The sequence below is a fragment of the Janthinobacterium sp. 344 genome (assembly GCF_900112025.1).
GTDB lineage: Bacteria > Pseudomonadota > Gammaproteobacteria > Burkholderiales > Burkholderiaceae_D > Janthinobacterium.
In genome coordinates this window covers 478,464-497,082 of sequence record NZ_FOKL01000004.1, presented here as the reverse complement: position 1 = coordinate 497,082, position 18,619 = coordinate 478,464, and the positions used below count along the sequence as shown (strand labels likewise).

At 61.3% G+C, this 18,619-nt stretch carries 19 protein-coding genes; 12 read left to right on the top strand and 7 right to left on the bottom strand.

The annotated features are described in order from the left end of the window. Nucleotides 1-95 precede the first annotated feature (95 nt). Entirely contained in the window at nucleotides 96-1,070 is a 975-nt protein-coding gene (locus BM193_RS14520; protein WP_092796863.1) for a DUF5655 domain-containing protein, read from the top strand. A gap of 30 nt (nucleotides 1,071-1,100) precedes the next feature. Here BM193_RS14520 and BM193_RS14515 read toward each other — a convergent pair whose 3' ends face one another. Both BM193_RS14515 and BM193_RS14510 read right to left on the bottom strand, forming a co-directional pair. Then, nucleotides 1,101-1,379, bottom strand: coding sequence for a YkgJ family cysteine cluster protein (locus tag BM193_RS14515; protein ID WP_092796861.1), 279 nt, complete (start codon nucleotides 1,377-1,379; stop codon nucleotides 1,101-1,103). A gap of 71 nt (nucleotides 1,380-1,450) precedes the next feature. Next, a complete protein-coding gene (locus BM193_RS14510; protein ID WP_092796859.1) occupies nucleotides 1,451-2,320 on the bottom strand; it encodes a head GIN domain-containing protein in 870 nt (289 codons plus the stop codon). Nucleotides 2,321-2,661: 341 nt separating this feature from the next. Here BM193_RS14510 and BM193_RS14505 point away from each other — a divergent pair, with 341 nt between their 5' ends. From BM193_RS14505 to BM193_RS14490, 4 genes are all read left to right on the top strand, one after another. Then, a complete protein-coding gene (locus BM193_RS14505) occupies nucleotides 2,662-3,312 on the top strand; it encodes a TetR/AcrR family transcriptional regulator (protein WP_092796857.1) in 651 nt (216 codons plus the stop codon). 169 nt (nucleotides 3,313-3,481) lie between these two features. Further along, entirely contained in the window at nucleotides 3,482-4,132 is a 651-nt protein-coding gene (locus BM193_RS14500; RefSeq protein WP_092796855.1) for a protein-L-isoaspartate O-methyltransferase family protein, read from the top strand. Between the two features lie 15 nt (nucleotides 4,133-4,147). Then, on the top strand, nucleotides 4,148-4,471 hold the full coding sequence (locus BM193_RS14495) for a rhodanese-like domain-containing protein (RefSeq protein WP_092796853.1): 324 nt from the start codon (nucleotides 4,148-4,150) through the stop codon (nucleotides 4,469-4,471). A gap of 146 nt (nucleotides 4,472-4,617) precedes the next feature. Then, nucleotides 4,618-5,946: a TolC family outer membrane protein gene (locus tag BM193_RS14490; protein WP_092796851.1), complete on the top strand. Its 1,329-nt coding sequence runs from the start codon at nucleotides 4,618-4,620 to the stop codon at nucleotides 5,944-5,946. A 74-nt stretch (nucleotides 5,947-6,020) separates the two neighbouring features. On the opposite strand, the gene BM193_RS14485 is transcribed toward BM193_RS14490, so the two are convergent. Further along, the gene (locus tag BM193_RS14485) at nucleotides 6,021-6,488 is read right to left on the bottom strand and encodes a DMT family transporter (protein ID WP_092796848.1); all 468 of its coding nucleotides are present in this window, start codon (nucleotides 6,486-6,488) and stop codon (nucleotides 6,021-6,023) included. A 93-nt stretch (nucleotides 6,489-6,581) separates the two neighbouring features. On the opposite strand from BM193_RS14485, the gene BM193_RS14480 reads away from it, so the two are divergent. Next, nucleotides 6,582-7,484 carry a LysR substrate-binding domain-containing protein gene (locus tag BM193_RS14480; RefSeq protein WP_092796845.1) on the top strand — a complete coding sequence of 301 codons (903 nt, stop codon included), beginning with the start codon at nucleotides 6,582-6,584 and terminating at the stop codon, nucleotides 7,482-7,484. A gap of 4 nt (nucleotides 7,485-7,488) precedes the next feature. On the opposite strand, the gene gloA is transcribed toward BM193_RS14480, so the two are convergent. The 4 genes from gloA to BM193_RS14460 all read right to left on the bottom strand — a co-directional run bounded on the left by gloA (nucleotide 7,489) and on the right by BM193_RS14460 (nucleotide 10,163). Then, nucleotides 7,489-7,896 (bottom strand): lactoylglutathione lyase, encoded by a 408-nt coding sequence (gloA, locus tag BM193_RS14475; RefSeq protein WP_010401713.1) that lies wholly within the window; start codon nucleotides 7,894-7,896, stop codon nucleotides 7,489-7,491. A gap of 114 nt (nucleotides 7,897-8,010) precedes the next feature. Further along, nucleotides 8,011-8,433, bottom strand: a complete 423-nt coding sequence (locus BM193_RS14470; protein WP_092796843.1) for an OsmC family protein — start codon at nucleotides 8,431-8,433, stop codon at nucleotides 8,011-8,013. Nucleotides 8,434-8,521: 88 nt separating this feature from the next. After that, on the bottom strand, nucleotides 8,522-9,832 hold the full coding sequence (locus BM193_RS14465) for a PQQ-dependent sugar dehydrogenase (RefSeq protein ID WP_092796841.1): 1,311 nt from the start codon (nucleotides 9,830-9,832) through the stop codon (nucleotides 8,522-8,524). 64 nt (nucleotides 9,833-9,896) lie between these two features. Next, nucleotides 9,897-10,163 (bottom strand): hypothetical protein, encoded by a 267-nt coding sequence (locus BM193_RS14460; RefSeq protein ID WP_092796839.1) that lies wholly within the window; start codon nucleotides 10,161-10,163, stop codon nucleotides 9,897-9,899. Nucleotides 10,164-10,428: 265 nt separating this feature from the next. Here BM193_RS14460 and BM193_RS14455 point away from each other — a divergent pair, with 265 nt between their 5' ends. The 6 genes from BM193_RS14455 (at nucleotide 10,429) to dnaJ (ending at nucleotide 18,619) form a co-directional block, all read left to right on the top strand. Next, complete coding sequence (locus BM193_RS14455; protein WP_254786144.1) at nucleotides 10,429-11,382, top strand: NAD kinase; 954 nt, start codon at nucleotides 10,429-10,431, stop codon at nucleotides 11,380-11,382. Nucleotides 11,383-11,430: 48 nt separating this feature from the next. Beyond that, nucleotides 11,431-13,098, top strand: coding sequence for a DNA repair protein RecN (gene recN / locus BM193_RS14450; protein WP_092796836.1), 1,668 nt, complete (start codon nucleotides 11,431-11,433; stop codon nucleotides 13,096-13,098). A gap of 190 nt (nucleotides 13,099-13,288) precedes the next feature. Next, the gene (hemH, locus tag BM193_RS14445) at nucleotides 13,289-14,398 is read left to right on the top strand and encodes a ferrochelatase (RefSeq protein ID WP_092796834.1); all 1,110 of its coding nucleotides are present in this window, start codon (nucleotides 13,289-13,291) and stop codon (nucleotides 14,396-14,398) included. 355 nt (nucleotides 14,399-14,753) lie between these two features. Then, the gene (gene grpE, locus BM193_RS14440) at nucleotides 14,754-15,290 is read left to right on the top strand and encodes a nucleotide exchange factor GrpE (protein WP_092796832.1); all 537 of its coding nucleotides are present in this window, start codon (nucleotides 14,754-14,756) and stop codon (nucleotides 15,288-15,290) included. Nucleotides 15,291-15,381: 91 nt separating this feature from the next. Continuing rightward, on the top strand, nucleotides 15,382-17,325 hold the full coding sequence (gene dnaK / locus BM193_RS14435; protein WP_092796830.1) for a molecular chaperone DnaK: 1,944 nt from the start codon (nucleotides 15,382-15,384) through the stop codon (nucleotides 17,323-17,325). A gap of 160 nt (nucleotides 17,326-17,485) precedes the next feature. Continuing rightward, the gene (gene dnaJ / locus BM193_RS14430; protein WP_092796828.1) at nucleotides 17,486-18,619 is read left to right on the top strand and encodes a molecular chaperone DnaJ; all 1,134 of its coding nucleotides are present in this window, start codon (nucleotides 17,486-17,488) and stop codon (nucleotides 18,617-18,619) included.

Sequence of the window (18,619 nt, the reverse complement as noted above, 5' to 3'; positions counted from 1 at the left end):
TGAGTTTGCAAAAAAGATAAATTTACGTTTATGCTCATCGCCGATAGCTGGATACCCCCTGGTGTGTGCTTGCGAGGAATAAGGAAAACAGAAGGATGAGCGACATTAAACTTTTCAAGTTAGCCAATGGCCAGGCCCGGGAATTGCAAGGTAGCGCATCGGACTTGGAAAAGCCCTTGCAGACCTTGATCGAAGCAAACCTCGACACATTGCTGCGCATCCGTTTCCTGGCGAGCGAATATTCGACCGGCAAGACGCATGCTGGCCGCATTGATTCCCTGGGATTGGATGAGAACAATTGCCCCGTCATTCTTGAGTACAAGCGGTCGCTTGGTGAAAATGTCATCAATCAGGGCTTGTATTACCTCGATTGGTTGATGGACCATCAGGCCGACTTTCAACTTCTGGTCCTCGACAAGCTGGGCAAGCTGGCGTCGGAGGCCATCGATTGGAGTGCGCCCCGGGTCATTTGCATTGCCGCAGACTTTACCAAGTTCGATAGCCATGCCGTCCAGCAGATAGGCCGGACGATCGAGCTGATCCGCTACCGCCGATTTGCAGAGGACCTGCTGCTGCTCGAGTCCGCAAGCGCCGGGATGGATCCGTCCATCCGCAAAGGCGCCGCCCGGCGGCAGGCATCGGTACCGGCCAGGCTGGAAACAAGCGCCGCCGGAGTCGTGGGCGTGGGCACGAACAAGCCGACAGGGCCGGACAAAGCCTTTGTGGATGTACTGGCAGCCTTGTCGGCCCCCCTGCGACAGTTGCTGGCATCACTAGAGGATTACACGATGTCGCTGGGGGATGATGTTGAACGTAAAGAGCTGCGCTTGTACGTGGCGTTCAAACGGCTGAAGAACTTTGCGACGGTCGTGATACATAAGAAGCATTGCCTCGTGCTCTATCTGCATATCGACCCGGCCCCCGCATTGCACGTCTTGCCCAACGCGCGCGACGTGACCGGCATCGGGCATTGGGGCACGGGCAACCTGCAAGTGAGCATCAGCACGCTCGCGGAATTGGATGCGGCAAAGCCATTCATTGTGGCCGCGTATGCAGGCCAGCGTGACTGAGCACCTCAGGGCTGGTGGCCAGCGCTGGTATCAATTGTGCGGTGCCGTTGCCCGTTCCAGCTCGTCCAGCCAGCGCACCGCATGTTCGCGGTTGTCGCCGCACATGTCCCGGGACGGCTGCAAGCCGCCGCAAAAGGCGGGCCGCTCGGGGCGGCCGAAGATCTTGCAGCGGTTGTCGTCGGCCAGCTGGATGCAGCGCACGCCGGCGGGTTTTCCATCCGGCATGCCGGGAATCGGGCTGGTGATGGAAGGGGCGGTGCAGCAGGCGCCGCACGATGGGCGGCATGCCAGAGGGGCGGATGGTGACATGGGATTTCAGGCGCGCGGGTGAGGAGCCGACAGTATAGCAAGCCGGCTCCCGGGGCGTGCCGGGGAGGCGTTTAGCGCACGATGCTGACGCGCTTGCCCGACAAGGTGCGGCGTGCCGGGTCGCCGTGCACGGTGATGCGGCCCGAGCCGCTGGCACGGGCATTGACTTCGCTTAAAACGCTGACGTCGATGTCGCCGGAACCGTTGCCCGCCAGATAAGCGATGTCGCTGCTCAGGGCGGCCAGGTTGATATCGCCCGAGCCATTCACGTTGGCATCGAGGCGCTGCACGGCGCCGCTGGCGCTGACATTGCCGGAGCCATTGACGGCGACATTGACGCGTTCGCCGCGCACGCTGCCCAGCTGGATGCTGCCCGAGCCGTTTTGCACCGCGTCCGTGTTGCCGCTGGCCAGGGCCGCCGCGTTGATCCTGCCCGAGCCATTGTTGGCCACGTCGAGGCGCGCCACCTTGCCCGACAGTTCGCTCTTCATCGAACCACGCTGCTGCAGGCTGAAGTCGTCGCCATTCAAGCCACTCACCACCAGGCGGCCGGCGCCGGAGATCGTGAGCTTGGTCAATTGCGGCGTCGTATAGATGACGTGGATGCCGTTGCTGCTGCGAATACTGCTATCGCTCCAGATGCGCAGGGTATCGCCGCTGACTTCACTATGGATCAGCGGCTGCAGGTTGCCGTCCGCTTCGATCACCAGTGATGGCGCCGGGCCGACGCGCACGTCGATCTTGATATCGATGCGTTTCATGTTGTCGATGTCGAGCGCGGTGAGGCTGCTGACCTGGCGCACGTCGCGGCTCACTTGCTGATTGCCCTGGGTGACATTGCTGTTCGACTCCCCATAGCGTATGTCGCCATCGTTGGGGTTGATGACGATGGCGCAGCCGCCAAGGGCAACGGCACAGCACAGGGCCAGCAAAGTACGCATGGTGTTTCCTTTATGATTGTTTTAGGTCAAGGCAAGAAAAAAGCCGGCTGCCGCGCCGCGGCTGCCGTGCTGTCGATAGCAAGATAGCAAAGCGGACTAGCCGCTACAGCAAAAATGCGATGAACTGCGCAAAACGCGGCTTGAACTGCACGCCAGCCATCCGGTGGAGCGGGCTGCCCCGGCCGGGAAGCTCCCGCCTGGCGGCCGATCATTCCCTGCCGGGGTACTTCTTGCCGCAGCGGCGCGCTACAATGACGCGCCGGGCCAACGCCCGGCGCTTGACCTGACCTGTAGACAAGTCTACTATTAATGACTCAAAAGTAAGTTACCCGGATTGATACATGCAAGCCCCGATTGATACCAAGCCCCGCTGGGAGCGGCGCAAGGATGCCCGCCCACAGGAATTGCTCGCCGCCGCCCTCGACCTGTTCGTCGAACGGGGTTTCGCGTCGACGCGCCTGGAAGACGTGGCCAAGCGGGCGGGCGTGTCGAAGGGAACGCTGTACCTGTACTTTGAGAATAAACAAGAGCTGTTCAAGGCCGTGGTGCGCGACAATATCGTGCACTCCATCGGCGAGGCGGAAAACACCATGGCCGCGTCCGACGGTAGCAGCGCCGACCTGCTGCGCAGCGTGATGATGCAGTGGTGGCATGAGTTTGGCGCCACCAAACTGGCCGGCCTGACCAAGCTGATGTTGGCAGAAGCCAACAATTTCCCGGAACTGGCGCAGTTTTACAATGATGAAGTGGTAACGCGCGGCAATGCGCTCATTACCAGTTTGATCGAACGGGGCATGCAGCGTGGTGAATTTCGCCCTGTCGATGCCGTACTGGTCACGGCCATCCTCAGCGCGCCCGTCACCATGCTCATGATGTGGACGCATTCCTTCCTGCCGTGCGAGGTCAAGAATGTCGATCCGGTGGCGTATATGGAAGCGTTCATCGACATGAGCTTGCGCGCCCTGCTGCTGGAGCCGCCCGATAAAAGCTGATGGGCCGTGCCGGCTGCTACCGTTCAGTTGCCCCTTTTCCAAGGTTCACCCCCTCAAATCTGCAGACCGTCGCAAATTTCCTCCTTCCCCCGTCTTTATGGTTAACATGTGCTTTCAGCCAGTTCAACGATAAAATGGCGGATTATTACTTCACTTACCGAGTCCAAAGATGAATATCGAACAAGCCCGCTTCAATATGATCGAACAGCAAATCCGTCCATGGGACGTACTGGATCTCGACGTGCTGGAGCTGTTGAACGTGGTCAAGCGTGAAAATTTCGTGCCGGCCGCCTATAAAAACCTGGCCTTCGTCGATACTGAAATTCCACTGGGCGGCGGCGAATGCATGTTCACGCCGAAGCTGGAAGCGCGTATTTTGCAAGATGTTGCCGTCAAAAAGCATGAAAATGTGCTGGAAATCGGCACCGGCAGCGGTTACATGGCGGCCTTGCTGGCACACAAGGCGCGTCACGTGACGAGCGTGGAAATCAATCCGTCATTGAAAACCCTGGCGGAACAGAACCTGGCCGCCAACGGTGTGACGAATGTCACCGTGGAACTGGGTGATGGCGCGCAAGGCTGGAGCAAGGGCGCACCCTACGACGTGATCGTCGTCTCCGGCGCCCTGTCCGTGTTGCCGGAAGCACTGTTGCAACAGGTTAAAGTGGGTGGCCGCATCCTGGCCATCATCGGCGAAGCGCCGATCATGTCGGCGCACCTGATCACGCGCAGCTCGGACAAGGCCTATGACACGCGCAAGCTGTTTGAAACCAATGTCACGCCGCTGCAAGCCGTGGCACCGTCGCACTTCCAGTTCTGAAGCGGCGGAGATTCGATGGAGCATTTGAGCGCACCCCAGCTGGCCGCCTGGCTGGCTGACCCGTCCCGCCCGCGGCCGTTCCTGCTGGACGTGCGCGAGCAGTGGGAGTTTGACCTGTGCCACCTCGAGGGCGCGACCCTGATGCAGATGAACTCGATTCCGGCGCGCATCGACGACCTCGATGAAGATGCGGAGATCGTCTGCATCTGCCATCACGGCGCACGCAGCATGCAAGTGGCTGCCTTCCTGGAGCGCAATGGTTTTGGCAAGATCAGTAATTTGACAGGCGGCGTTCATGCCTGGGCTGTGCAAGTCGACAGCTCGATGCCTAAATACTAAATTATTTTGCAGTAGATGCACTCCCAGGCCTGCCATCGCGCATGCCTGCGGAGGCCTGTACCCCGTTCTTACCGGAATGGCTGGCAGGCAGGCTGTAACCGATTTTTGATTCCATCAACTTTTGACGACTCCAACGGAGAAATGCAATGCGGAAACCCCTTATCGCCGTGCTGATGACCAGCGCTTTTTTCTCGCTCAACACGCAGGCGGCCGATCTCATCCAGGTGTACCAGCAGGCGCTGGCCAATGACGCGCAGTATGCCAGCGCGCGCGCGGCCCTGTCGGCCGGGATGGAGCGGGTACCGCAGGGCTTGGCCGGCTTGCTGCCGCAAGTGTCCGCCTCGGGGACGAATACGCGCGGCAATCAGGAACAGATCATCCAGAACAATGGCGGCAACAAGATCACGTCGCCATCCGTGAATGTGCGCACGAATGCCTACAACTTGACCCTGGCGCAGCCGCTGTTCCGTTGGGATCGGTGGGAAACCTATCAGCAAAGCAAGCTGGCGCAGGCGATTGCTGAAGCGCAATTCGCGCAGGTGCAGCAAGACTTGATCACGCGCGTGGCGCAAGCGTATTTCGACGTGCTGAGCGCACAGGACAACCTGGGCGCGACGCAGGCGCAGAAGGTGGCCACGACGGAACAGCTGGCATCGGCCAAGCGCAATTTCGAAGTCGGCACGCAAACGATTACCGACACGCATGAAGCGCAGGCGGCCTACGACCTGGTGGTGGCGCAGGAATTTGCCGCCATCAATGACCTGGCCAACAAGCGCAGCGCCTTGCAAACGATCATCGGCGAGGCGCCAACGAATCTGGCGCCAATGCGCACGGGCGTGGTCCTGAGCGCGCCGGAACCGGCTGCCGTCGAGCCATGGGTGGCATCCGCCGAAGAGCAGAACTATGGCGTGGTCACGTCCCAATTCAACGTGGAGTCGGCCAAGCGCGACATCGGCCGCAACCGTGCCGGGCACTATCCGACCCTGGACCTGATCGCCAACGCGGGCCATACCTACACGGCGGGCGGCGGCACCGGCAACGGCAGCAACAACAATGCCATCGGCGTGCAGTGGAGCATCCCGATCTTCAGCGGTTTTGCCGTCACCAGCAAGGTGCGCGAATCGATCGCGCTGGAAAACAAGGCCCGCAACGACCTGGAAACGGCGCGCCGCACGGCAGCGCAGGGCGCGCGCCAGGCTTTTCTGGGCGTCAACAGCGGCCTGGCGCAAGTCAAGGCGCTGGAAGCGGCGGAAGTGTCGAGCAAATCGGCGCTGGAATCGAACCAGCTCGGCTACCAGGTGGGCGTACGCATCAATATCGACGTCTTGAATGCCCAGAAACAATTATTCACCACGCAAAAAGACCTGTCGAAAGCCCGTTACGACACCATCATGAACGGCTTGCGGCTGAAGTCGGCGGCTGGCACCCTGAAGGAAACGGATCTGGTGCCCGTCAACGACTTGCTGGACAAATAATCGTTCCTGCGCCAGCTTCCCATGAAAACCAGCACCGGCAGCGGCGCTGGTTTTTTTTCATCCCGCGCACCTGTTCATGCAGCGCGGCTATTGGCCACTTGCGTGACGATCACGCCGGCGACCACCAGGCCCGCGCCGGCCCAGTGAAGCGGACTGATGTGTTTTACGGCAAAGCCCAGTAAACCATAGCGGTCAATGGCCAGGGCGGCCAGCATTTGCCCGCCGATGACGGCCGCCATGAAGGGGCCGGAACCCATGCGCGGCGCCAGCATCAGCGCGGCCGTAATATAAAACACGCCCGCCGCGCCCCCCAGCCAGGACCAGCCTGGTCCACGCACGGCAAGGGCTACGTCGGGCGCTGGCACCCGCCACACCAGCATCAGCAGCGAAGCGAGCACGGCGCTGACGGCCAGCGAAGCGAGCGTGGCCCACAGGGGGTGGCCCAGATGGCGGCCCAGCGCGGCATTCGCGCCCGCCTGGAAGGGGACGACGGCGCCGGCCAGCATGGCCAGCGGGGCAAACAAGGTGATCCATCCATTCATGTGCGACTCCCTGCGTGTTGAGTTGGTGGAGTCATCGTATTATGCTGTTGTGATTAAATCCAATTCGTAGTTTGTCAGCTAACTATGCACCACATGAATAATCTGCGCGCCGTCGATTTGAACTTGCTGGTGATCCTCGACGCGCTGCTCAGCGAGCGCCACTTGTCGCGCGCGGCGGAACGCTTGCACATGAGCCAGCCAGCCGTCAGCCATGCGCTGGCGCGCTTGCGCCATCTGCTCGGCGACCCGCTGCTGCTACGTGGCAAGGGCGGTTTCCAGCCCACGGCGCGCGCGCTGGAACTGGCGCGGCCGCTGGCCGACGCCTTGCAAAGCGTGCGTTCGGTGCTCGGTGGCGCCGTGTTTGACGCTGCCACGGCGCAGCGGGTGTTTCGCCTGGCCATGTCCGACTACGGCGCGGCGCTGGTGCTGCCGGCCTTGCTGCGCCGCTTGCGCGTGGAAGCGCCGGGCATCGACCTGGCCGTCGGCTACGCCAGCCGTCCCGCCATGATCGCCGGCGTGCAAGATGGCGAGATCGACATGGCGCTGGGCGTGTTCCCGCAGTTGCCCCAGCAACTGCACAGGGAAACTTTGTTCGAGGAAACGTTCATGTGTGCGCTGGACCCGGCCAGCCTGGCTGGGGAGGCCTTGCACCTCGATGCGTATCTGGCGCGCCCGCATGTGCTGGTGGCGTCCGGGGAGAGCAGCATGGCGGCGGAAGTCGATGTGGCCTTGGCGCAACTGGGCCAGGTACGGCGCATCGCCGTGCGCTTGCCGCACTGGACGGTTGCGCCGGACATCCTGATGGGGACGGATATGATCCTGACAGTGGCGCGGCGCGCCTTGCAGGGCCGCGCCGCGCAGGGGCTGGCGCTGCATGCGCCGCCGGTTGCCATCGCGCCGTTCAGGTTTGAAACGATACGCCATCACCGCACGGATGGCGATGCGGGAATTGCCTGGCTGCGCGCGGCCATTGCACAGGCCGTCGCGCCAGGCTGATGTCTTACAAGCCGCCGCCCTGGCCGTCGAACTTGCGTTCGATCAATTCGATCTTGTAGCCATCGGGATCGGTGATGAAGGCGATCACCGTGTTGCCGCCTTTGACGGGGCCCGGTTCGCGCGTGACATTGCCGCCATTGGCCCGTGCCGCATCGCACGCGGCGACGATATCGTCGGCCGAGATGGCGATATGGCCATACGCCGTGCCCAGCTCGTAGCTGGTGGTGCCGTAGTTATACGTCAGTTCCAGTTCCGCATGGTCGGGATTCGAGCCGTAGCCGACGAAGGCCAGCGTGTACTGGTATTCCGGGTTGTCGCTGGTGCGCAGCAGCTTCATGCCCAGGACCTTGGTGTAAAAATCGATGGAGCGCTGCAGGTCGCCGACCCGTAACATGGTGTGCAAAATACGCATCGTAAATCCTTGATGATAAGAGGGGAATGGCAGGATTTTATGCGTTTTACGGCTTTCGTGCCGAGACCGCCCCTGCCATCCCGTGATCGGACAGCAGCGGACGGCGTGCCGGCATTATTCCAGATGGGCGTCCAGCGTGATTTCCGTGGCCAGCAGTTTGGACACGGGGCAACCCAGCTTGGCGCGCAGCGCCGCCTCCTGGAATGCCTGGTCGGTGGCGCCAGGAATGGTCGCCACCAGCGTCAGGTGGACCGCCGTGATGGCATAGCTGTCATCGATTTTTTCCAGGGTCACTTCCGCCGTGGTCTTCAGGGCCGTGGCGCGCATGCCCGCCTCGCCCAGCTGGCCGGACAGGGCCATGGTGAAGCAGGCCGCGTGGGCCGCGCCGATCAGTTCTTCCGGGTTGCTGCCGGGGCCGTCTTCGAAGCGCGTATTGAAGCCATACGCCACATTGTCGAGCGCGCCGCTTTGGGTCGAAATAAAACCCTTGCCGTCTTTCAAGCCGCCACTCCAGACGGCCGATGCTGTTTTTTTCATGATGTCCTCCTTGCGTGGTTCGAGAGTCCATCATGCACGTCCCCCCTTCGCGCTTCCGTTCGTTGCGCCACACTGTGGGGGATGGGGCTCAGCGGGCCGGCGCCACGCGCCAGATGACATTGCCCACATCGTCCGCCACCAGCAAGGCGCCGGCCTTGTCGATGGCCACGCCGACGGGGCGCCCCTGCGCATGGCCGTCCTTGTCCAGGAAACCGCTGACCACGTCCTGTGGCGGACCGCTGGGGACGCCATTGGCGAAGGGCACGAAGATGACTTTATAGCCGCTGAACGGCTTGCGATTCCACGAACCATGCTGGCCGATGAAGACGCCGTCCCGATAACGCTCCGGCAGCAGTGTGCCGGTATAAAACGCCAGGCCCAGCGATGCCGTGTGCGCGCCCAGCGCGTAGTCGGGCGCGACGGCCCTGGCCACCAGGCCCGGTTGCGGCGGCTTCACGCGCGCATCGACGTGCTGGCCGAAATAACTGTAGGGCCAGCCGTAGAATGCGCCATCCTTGACCGAGGTCATGTAGTCGGGCACGAGGTCATTGCCCAGCTCATCACGCTCGTTGACGGCTGTCCACAGGGTGTTCGTCTTCGGCTCCCAGCCCATGCCATTCGGATTGCGCAAGCCCGTCGCATACACGCGCGCCTTGCCCGTCGCGCGCTCGAAGCGCCAGATGGCGGCACGGCCATCTTCGGCCGACATGCCGTTCTCGCCCACGTTGCTGTTGGAACCGACGGAAACATATAAAAACTTGCCATCGGGGCTGGCGATGACGTTCTTGGTCCAGTGGTGATTGATGGGGCCGCCCGGCAAATCCATCACCTTGGTGCCCGGTGCCGTGATGGCCGTCTGTCCTTCCTCGTAGGGGAAGCGCAGCAGCGCATCGGCATTGGCGACATACAGCTCCTTGCCGACCAGGGCCATGCCGAACGGCGAATGCAAGCCTTGCAGGAAGACGCTGCGCGTCTGCGCCACGCCGTTGCCATCCATGCCGCGCAAGAGGGTGATGCGGTTGGCGCTGGGCGTGGCGGCGCCGGCTTTTTTCATCTGCATCTGCATGATCGCGCCCTTGATGCCCTTGCTATCGTCCGGTTTCGGTGGCGCATTCGTTTCCGCCACGAGCACGTCGCCATTCGGCAAGACATACAGCCAACGCGGATGGTCGAGGTCGCGCGCATACGCCTGGATGGCCAGGCCGGCCGCGACGAAGGGACGCTGCGCGGCCGTCCAGCGCTGCACGGGAGCGACGTTGACGGTGGGAATCAGTTGCGTCTCCGGCGCCGGCAATACCGGCTGCGGGCCGAAACCGACGGGCATGGCGGGCGCCTGGGCCTGGGCGATCGAGGCGCTGCCAACAGCGGCCAACAGGAATGAACAGACGTAGCGGGGCATGGCGTACTCCGGAATAGTACCAGTGCGCATTCGCAGTACGGGTAGCGGTGCGTGACAGTTGGACTCAGCGCGCCTTCTTTGGTTCCAGTTGCGCGTCGGGACGGGCCTGTTGCGGTGCGGCGGGCTTGACCTTTTCCACGCCGGGCTGGGCATGCCTGTCCGTGTCGACCAGTCCCTGCTCCAGGTCGCTGGCGGCCTGCTGCATCACCTTGCGCGGGCGCACGTTTTGCGCGTCGGGCGACTCATCGCGTTCGTGCGGCAGGCGGTCGACGCCGTCATTTTTGACTTTTTCATCGGTATTGATCTTGCGCTCGCTGTGCTGGGTAACCATATGGCCTCCTGAGGGAAAAGAATCACGTGCTGCCAGTGTCCCGTTGCCACGGTGCCCATGCAAGGGGATTTGTCATCGCACGGAGCGCTGGCGCACGCACGGGCGATTCTTTTTCTGCGCTACACTGCGGCAACACTGATAAACGCCCCTTGCAGGCACACGGCAGCCGCACTATACTGTGCATATATACAGTATCATGCGATGCCGGCGTGCGGATTGCGACAGCCTGGGGCAACTTGCCACCGAATTCACCACCGAGATTGATATGCCCGCCGAAAAACACGCCGAAGCGCCAGCAGCCAATGTGCCAGCCCCGGGACAACCGTTCAACCTGGGCGCCAAGACCATCGCCCTGGTCGTGCGCCAGAATACGGACGGCATTGCCGAACCCGTCAAAAGCATCGTTGATTTTTTGCAGGTGCTGGGCCATACCGTCGTGTTCGAGGCGGAGACGGCCGCGCACCTCGATTTTCCCGGCGTGCGCGCCATGTCGCCCGCCGAAATCGGCGCCGCGGCCGATTGCGCCATCGTCATGGGCGGCGACGGCACCATGCTGGGCATCGCCCGCCAGCTGGCGCCATTCGACGTTCCTTTGATCGGCATCAATCAAGGGCGGCTGGGCTTCATGACGGACATTCCGCTGGAGCGTATGCTGCCTGTCCTGGCGCAGATTCTCGGCGGGCGCTTCAAGGCCGAGCGCCGCACCTTGCTTGAAGGCAGCGTGCTGCGCGACGGCGAGTCGATCCACGTGGGACTGGCCGTCAACGATGTCGTCGTCTCGCGCGGCGGCGGCGCCGGCATGGCCGAACTGCGCGTCGAAGTCGATGGGCATTTCATGTACAACCAGCGTTCGGATGGCCTGATCATTTCCACGCCGACGGGGTCGACCGCGTATTCGCTGTCGGCCGGCGGCCCGCTGCTGCACCCGACTCTGGGTGGCATCGTGCTCGTGCCCATCGCCCCGCACGCGCTGTCGAATCGTCCCATCGTCCTGCCCGACTCCAGCCAGATCGTGGTGGAAATCGTGCGCGGACGCGATATCAGCGTCAATTTCGACATGCAGACGTTTGCCAGCCTGATCCAGCAAGACCGCATCATCATTCGCCGTTCGCCGCACACGATTACCTTCCTGCACCCGGAAGGGTGGAGCTACTACAACACCCTGCGTGAAAAACTGCACTGGAATGAGTACCCGTCGGGCGAGGGCAAGCTCAGCTAATAGTTTTTTCCACGCTAACCCGCGGCGCGCCGCCTAACCACAGAAGCCATGCTCCATACACTGTCCATCCGCGATTTTGTCATTGTCGATACCATTGAACTGGAATTTTCCGCTGGCTTCAGCGTGCTGACGGGCGAGACGGGCGCCGGCAAGTCCATCCTCATCGATGCGCTGACCCTGGCGCTGGGCGGCCGCGGCGACGCCAGCGTGGTGCGCGAAGGCGCGGCCAAGGCCGACATCACGGCCGATTTTTCCGTCAGCGAGGTGGCGCAGGCGTGGCTGGTGGCCAATGAATTCGCCAACGACGATGGCGGCGCCCTGCTGCGCCGCGTGATCGACAATGCGGGCCGCTCGAAGGCGTATATCAACGGCATCCCCGCCACGGCCGCGCAGCTGCGCGAACTGGGCGACATGCTGGTCGACATCCACGGCCAGCACGCGCACCAGTCGCTGCTGAAAAGCGAGGCGCAGCGGGCCCTGCTCGACGGCCAGGCGACGGCGCGCGAAGCCGGCGCGGAGCACGATGCGCGGCAGGTGGCGGCGCTGCACAAGCGCTGGCGCGCGCTGGTGCGCCAGCGCGAGGAATTCGAGACGAACGCCGCCAACGTGCTGTACGAGCGCGAGCGCCTGGAATGGCAGGTGGGCGAACTGGAAAAGCTGGCCGCCAAGCCTGGCGAATGGACGGAGATCACCAACGAGCACAGCCGCCTGTCGCATGCGGCCAGCCTGCTGGAAGGGGCGCAGGAAGCCTTGTCGCTCATTTCCGAATCGGAAGACCATCCCATCGTGTCGCAATTGTCGGGCCTGAACCAGAAGCTGGGCAAGCTGGTCTCCGTCGATGCGGAATTGCAGCCGATCGTCGACCTGATCGAATCGTCGCGCATCCAGCTGCAGGAATCCGTGTACGCCTTGAACAATTACCTGGACCGTGTCGAACTGGACCCGGAGCGGCTGCACCAGCTCGACGCGCGCATGGAGGCCATGCACAGCACGGCGCGCAAGTTCCGCGTCACGCCGGAAGATCTGCCTGATGAACACGCCAAGCTGTCGGAAAAGCTGCAGCATTTGGCCGACGCTTCCGATATCGAAGGCTTGCTGCGCCAGGAAGCGAAGATCGAGGCGGAATACCGCGGCGTGGCCGAGCGCTTGTCCGCCACGCGCCGCGCCGCCGCGCTGGAGCTGGGCCAGGCCGTCACGCGCGCCATGCAGGAACTGAGCATGACGGGCGGCAGTTTCGAGATTGCCCTGAATCCGTGCGAACCGGCCGCGCATGGCCTGGAGCAGGTCGAGTTTCTCGTCGCCGGCCATGCGGGCACGGCGCCGCGCTCGCTGGCGAAAGTGGCGTCCGGCGGCGAGCTGGCGCGCATCGCGCTGGCCATTTCCGTCATCACCTCGCACGCCACCACCACGCCGACCCTGATCTTCGACGAAGTCGACAGCGGCATCGGCGGTGCCGTCGCCGAAGTGGTGGGCCGGCTGCTGAAACGCCTGGGACAAGGGCGGCAAGTGCTGTGCGTCACCCACTTGCCGCAGGTGGCCAGCCAGGCGAACCAGCATTTTCAAGTGGCAAAAAGCACCCTCGACAACGGCAAGACGGCATCGCGCATCGACATGCTCGACGCCAAGGCCCGCGTGGAAGAGGTGGCGCGCATGCTGGGCGGCCTGGAAATCACGGCCACCACGCGCAAGCATGCACGCGAATTGCTGGCGATTTGATTCATGGCTGGGGGCAGACCGGGGTCAGACCCGTCGGGGCAATGCGTTCCAGTGGAGCGCATTGCGATCACGCAGTGACTGACCCCAGCTTTTGCTATGGGTGAATTGCATCGACATCCATCTTTCCCGATGTTGACTCAATGTAACTATAATGGTCGACTAATCCCTCCAACGCCTTCGAAGAGTCTTCATGTCATTTCAAACAGAACCGCCGTACACGCATGGCAGCATCGATCGCAGCGCCGTGGTGCTGGTCAACCTGGGCACGCCCGATGCACCGACCACGTCGGCCGTGCGGCGTTACCTGAAGCAATTTCTGTCGGACCCGCGCGTGGTGGAGATTCCCCGCGCCGTCTGGTGGTTCATCCTGAATCTGATCATCTTGCCCTTCCGCTCTGGCCAGTCGGCCAAGAAGTACGCGTCGATCTGGACGCGCGACGGCTCGCCCCTGAAAGTGCATACGCAACAGCAGGCGAAATTGCTGGCCGGCGCGCTGGCCGAGCGGGGCCATGATGGCGTGACGGTGGCCATGGCCATGCGCTACGGTTCGCCCTCCTTGCCCGAGGTGCTGGCCCGGCTGAAAAGCGAGGGGTGCGAGCGCATCGTCATCCTGCCTGCCTACCCACAATATTCGGGCACGACGACGGCGTCCATCTACGACGCCGTGTTCAGCCATTACGCCACGGTGCGCAATGTGCCGGAACTGCGCTTCATCAAGCAGTATCACGAACACGACACGTATATCGATGCCTTGCGCGATTGCGTGCTGAACCACTGGGAAGCGCATGGCCGGCCGGAAAAACTGGTGATGAGCTTTCATGGCGTGCCCAAGCGCACTTTGCTGCTGGGCGACCCGTATCACTGCCAGTGCCTGAAGACGGCGCGCCTGCTGGCGGAAAAGTTGAAATTAAACAAGGACCAATATGTCGTGACCTTCCAGTCGCGCTTTGGCAAGGCGGAATGGCTGCAGCCATATACGGCGCCCACCCTGGTGGCGCTGGCGCAGCAGGGCGTCAAGCGCGTCGACCTGCTGTGCCCGGGCTTTACCAGCGATTGCCTGGAAACATTGGAAGAGATCGCCATGGAAGCCAAGCATGATTTCGAGGCGGCCGGCGGCCAGCACTTCCATTACATTGCTTGCTTGAACGAAACGCCCAAGTGGATCGCGGGCCTGGCGGAAATTGCCGAGCAGCACATGATCGGTTGGCCGACGATGAAGACGGCGGCGCAGCGGGCGGCCGACGGGCAGGCGGGCGAGCAAGCCCGCGCGGCGGCCCTGGCCTTGGGCGCGACGAATTAGGCGTCCTATTGTTTTGTCATGTAAAGCCGCGCTTGCGCGGCTTTGTCATGTCTGGCCCGAGCAAGTAACTTACTAAATAGCAACACTGTCAGTGGCGATGGCGTCGGCGGGGCTGGTAGAATGCCGGCTTCGCTGGGGATGCCGGCTGTAGCAAAGGGTCCAGGTCATAGGGCGCGCACGGCTCGCTGCGCGAAACGGGAAGTGATTTGTAATAAGCTGTAACATTGGCTGACATAAACCTTGGCGCTCGCGCCGATACCCCTTGAAACAGTAGGATATAGCCCCATCTGCCGGTTAGTGTTGTAAAGATGTATAGACTAACTTAATTAAGCCATTGATTGTAGGAGCTTTCTAGATGCAAGATCAGGAAAACCAAGCTGTACCTAATCCGCAAGCGGACGCCACGGCGAACGCTCCATCGACTCCCGCAGAGCCTACTTTGGAAGAGCAGCTGGCGAGTACCGAAGCGCGTCTGGCAGAAATGCACGATGCCTTCATGCGCGCCAAGGCCGATGGAGAAAATATCCGCCGCCGCGCGCAGGAAGATGTTGCTAAAGCGCATAAATTCGCAGTGGAAAGCTTTGCCGAGGCCATGGTGCCCGTCAAAGACAGCCTGGAAACGGCGCTGACGGTGGAAGCACCGACGATCGAGTCGCTGAAGGAAGGCGTCGAGATGACCCTGAAGCAGCTGAACGCCGCGTTTGAGCGCAACCGCCTGGTGGAAGTGCTGCCAGTGCAGGGCGAGAAGCTCGATCCGATGAAGCATCAGGCAGTTGCCGTGGTGCCGGCGGAGCAGGAAGCCAATACCATCGTATCAGTCTTGCAAAAGGGCTATATGATTGCGGACCGCCTGCTGCGTCCAGCCATTGTGACGACCGCGCAAGCAAAATAATCAGAGGGCGGCATCAAGCAAGCCTTGAAACCATGCCGCTTTGCCACATATAAGAACCATCTGAAATCTAGCAAATAAAAGGAAAAAAATCATGGGTAGAATTATCGGTATCGATCTGGGAACCACGAATTCCTGCGTTTCCATCATGGAAAACGGTCAACCAAAGGTAATCGAAAACGCTGAAGGCGCACGCACGACGCCATCGATTATTGCTTATCAAGAAGATGGCGAAATTCTCGTCGGCGCACCGGCGAAACGCCAGGCTGTGACCAACCCGAAAAACACGCTGTACGCAGTGAAGCGTCTGATCGGTCGCAAGTTCGACGAAAAAGAAGTACAAAAAGACATCGCGCTGATGCCGTACCAAATCATGAAAGCCGACAACGGCGATGCATGGATCGGCGTACGCGACAAAAAACTGGCGCCGCCACAAATTTCGGCTGAAGTCCTGCGCAAGATGAAGAAAACGGCGGAAGACTACCTCGGTGAAGAAGTCACCGAAGCCGTCATCACCGTGCCTGCGTACTTCAACGACTCGCAGCGTCAAGCGACCAAGGATGCCGGCCGTATCGCTGGCCTGGACGTCAAGCGCATCATCAACGAGCCAACCGCGGCAGCGCTGGCGTTCGGCCTGGACAAGGCTGAAAAAGGCGACCGTAAAATCGCCGTGTATGACTTGGGTGGCGGTACGTTCGACGTGTCGATCATCGAAATCGCCGATGTGGATGGCGAGAAACAATTTGAAGTGCTGTCGACCAACGGCGACACCTTCCTGGGCGGCGAAGACTTCGACCAGCGCGTCATCGATTACATCATCGACGAGTTCAAGAAGATCAACGGCATCGATCTGAAAAAAGATCCGATCGCTCTGCAGCGCATCAAGGCATCGGCCGAGCGCGCGAAGATCGAATTGTCGTCGTCGCAACAGACCGAGATCAACGAGCCGTACATCGCCATGGCGAATGGCGCGCCGGTCCACTTGAACCTGAAGATGACCCGCGCCAAGCTGGAGTCGCTGGTGGAAGAGCTGATCACGGCCACGATGGAACCATGCCGCATCGCTATCAAAGATGCTGGCGTGAAAGTGTCGGACATCGATGACATCATCCTGGTCGGCGGTATGACGCGTATGCCGAAGGTGCAGGAAAAAGTGAAGGAATTCTTCGGCAAGGATCCACGCAAGGACGTGAATCCGGACGAAGCCGTCGCCGTGGGCGCAGCGATCCAGGGTTCGGTCCTGTCGGGCGAACGCAAGGACTTGCTGTTGCTGGACGTCACCCCTCTGTCCCTGGGTATTGAAACCCTGGGCGGCGTGATGACCAAGATGATCCACAAAAACACGACGATTCCGACCAAGTTCAGCCAGGTATTCTCGACGGCCGACGACAACCAGCCTGCGGTGACCATCAAGGTCTTCCAGGGTGAGCGCGAAATCGCCGCCGGCAACAAGGCTCTGGGCGAGTTCAATCTGGAAGGCATCCCGCCAGCATCGCGTGGTACGCCACAGATCGAAGTGACCTTCGACATCGACGCCAACGGCATCTTGCATGTCGGCGCGAAAGACAAGGCCACCGGCAAGGAAAACAAGATCACGATCAAGGCCAATTCCGGCTTGACCGAGGCTGAAATCCAGAAGATGGTCAAGGACGCCGAGTTGAACGCGGAAGAAGACAAGAAGGTCAAAGAATTGGCCGAGTCGCGCAACCAGGCCGATGCTCTGGTACACTCGACCCGGAAATCCTTGACCGAATACGGCGACAAGCTGGAAGCGGGCGAGAAAGAGAAGATCGAAGCGGCAATCACCGACCTGGAAGCAAGCATCAAGGCCGGCGACAAGGCTGAGATCGACGCCAAGGTGGAAGCACTGTCGACCGCATCGCAGAAACTGGGCGAAAAAATGTACGCCGACATGCAAGCGCAGCAAGCTGCCGGCGGCGCGGAAGGTGCACAGCAAGCTGCTGGCGCATCGGACGCAGGCGCCAAGCAGGACGACGTTGTCGATGCCGACTTCAAGGAAGTCAAAGACAGCAAGTAATTGTCTTGCGCTCCCGTCACCGGGGGCAGCCGGGCTGAACGCTACATCGCGGAATTAGCCGCGAAGACCGGCCGAGCCGAGTCGTTGCCCAGTGCAGCACTCGACTCGGCTTTTTCGTGTAATTTTTACATCAGTAGATAGACTGCAAGGTGCCGACAACATGGCAAAGCGTGATTTTTACGAGACACTCGGTGTCGCAAAAAATGCTTCGGAAGAAGAGATCAAAAAGTCTTACCGTAAACTGGCGATGAAATACCATCCGGACCGCAATCCGGATAGCAAGGAATCGGAAGAAAAGTTTAAGGAAGTCAAAGAAGCCTACGAGATGCTGACCAATCCGGAAAAGCGCGATGCGTATGACCGTTATGGTCACGCCGGCGTGGACCCGAACATGGGCGGCGGTGGCGGCTTCGGCGGCGGTGCTGGCGGCTTTGCCGACAGCTTCGGCGATATCTTCGGCGACATCTTTGGCGGTGGCGGTGGACGTAGCCGCAACGCCGGTCCACAGGTGTACCGTGGCGCCGATTTGCGCTACAACCTGGAAATTACACTGGAGCAAGCTGCTCACGGCTTCGACACGACCATTCGCGTGCCGAGCTGGGACAAGTGCGATACCTGCCACGGCAGCGGCGCCAAGCCGGGCACGTCGCCGACCACCTGCGGTACTTGCGGTGGCCATGGCCAAGTGCGCATGCAGCAAGGTTTCTTCAGCATCCAGCAAACCTGCCCGAAATGCCATGGCAGCGGCAAGGTCATCACCGACCCCTGCACGCCATGCGGCGGCGCCGGTCGCATCAAGCGCAACAAGACGCTGGAAGTCAAGATACCAGTCGGTATCGACAACGGCATGCGTATCCGTTCGTCCGGCAACGGCGAACCGGGCACGAATGGCGGTCCGTCGGGCGACCTGTATGTGGAAATCCACATCAAGCCGCACGCCGTGTTCCAGCGCGAAGGCGACGACCTGCATTGCGAAATGCCGATCTCGTTCACCAAGGCGGCATTGGGCGGTGAAATCGAAGTGCCTACCCTGAATGGCAAAGTGTCGTTCACGATCCCGGAAGGCACCCAGTCGGGTAAAACCTTCCGCCTGAAAGGCAAGGGCATCAAGGGCGTGCGCTCCGGTTACGCGGGCGACCTGTTTTGCCACGTGGCCATCGAAACGCCGGTGAAACTGACGGAAAAACAGAAAGACCTGCTGCGCGAGTTCGAGAAATCGACGACCGAGGGCGGTGCCAAGCACAGCCCGCAGAGCAAGACCTGGAAAGACAAGGTCAAGGACTTCTTCGAGTAA

Excerpts from the sequence above, each read along its gene's own strand:
- BM193_RS14520 (WP_092796863.1), top strand. The coding sequence starts at position 96 with ATGAGCGACATTAAACTTTTCAAGTTAGCCAATGGCCAGGCCCGGGAA.
- BM193_RS14490 (WP_092796851.1), top strand. The coding sequence starts at position 4,618 with ATGCGGAAACCCCTTATCGCCGTGCTGATGACCAGCGCTTTTTTCTCG.
- dnaK (WP_092796830.1), top strand. The coding sequence starts at position 15,382 with ATGGGTAGAATTATCGGTATCGATCTGGGAACCACGAATTCCTGCGTT.
- BM193_RS14465 (WP_092796841.1), bottom strand. The coding sequence starts at position 9,832 with ATGCCCCGCTACGTCTGTTCATTCCTGTTGGCCGCTGTTGGCAGCGCC.
- grpE (WP_092796832.1), top strand. The coding sequence starts at position 14,754 with ATGCAAGATCAGGAAAACCAAGCTGTACCTAATCCGCAAGCGGACGCC.
- BM193_RS14455 (WP_254786144.1), top strand. The coding sequence starts at position 10,429 with ATGCCCGCCGAAAAACACGCCGAAGCGCCAGCAGCCAATGTGCCAGCC.
- BM193_RS14510 (WP_092796859.1), bottom strand. The coding sequence starts at position 2,320 with ATGCGTACTTTGCTGGCCCTGTGCTGTGCCGTTGCCCTTGGCGGCTGC.
- BM193_RS14505 (WP_092796857.1), top strand. The coding sequence starts at position 2,662 with ATGCAAGCCCCGATTGATACCAAGCCCCGCTGGGAGCGGCGCAAGGAT.
- gloA (WP_010401713.1), bottom strand. The coding sequence starts at position 7,896 with ATGCGTATTTTGCACACCATGTTACGGGTCGGCGACCTGCAGCGCTCC.
- BM193_RS14480 (WP_092796845.1), top strand. The coding sequence starts at position 6,582 with ATGAATAATCTGCGCGCCGTCGATTTGAACTTGCTGGTGATCCTCGAC.
- BM193_RS14495 (WP_092796853.1), top strand. The coding sequence starts at position 4,148 with ATGGAGCATTTGAGCGCACCCCAGCTGGCCGCCTGGCTGGCTGACCCG.
- BM193_RS14460 (WP_092796839.1), bottom strand. The coding sequence starts at position 10,163 with ATGGTTACCCAGCACAGCGAGCGCAAGATCAATACCGATGAAAAAGTC.
- BM193_RS14515 (WP_092796861.1), bottom strand. The coding sequence starts at position 1,379 with ATGTCACCATCCGCCCCTCTGGCATGCCGCCCATCGTGCGGCGCCTGC.
- hemH (WP_092796834.1), top strand. The coding sequence starts at position 13,289 with ATGTCATTTCAAACAGAACCGCCGTACACGCATGGCAGCATCGATCGC.
- recN (WP_092796836.1), top strand. The coding sequence starts at position 11,431 with ATGCTCCATACACTGTCCATCCGCGATTTTGTCATTGTCGATACCATT.
- dnaJ (WP_092796828.1), top strand. The coding sequence starts at position 17,486 with ATGGCAAAGCGTGATTTTTACGAGACACTCGGTGTCGCAAAAAATGCT.
- BM193_RS14470 (WP_092796843.1), bottom strand. The coding sequence starts at position 8,433 with ATGAAAAAAACAGCATCGGCCGTCTGGAGTGGCGGCTTGAAAGACGGC.
- BM193_RS14485 (WP_092796848.1), bottom strand. The coding sequence starts at position 6,488 with ATGAATGGATGGATCACCTTGTTTGCCCCGCTGGCCATGCTGGCCGGC.
- BM193_RS14500 (WP_092796855.1), top strand. The coding sequence starts at position 3,482 with ATGAATATCGAACAAGCCCGCTTCAATATGATCGAACAGCAAATCCGT.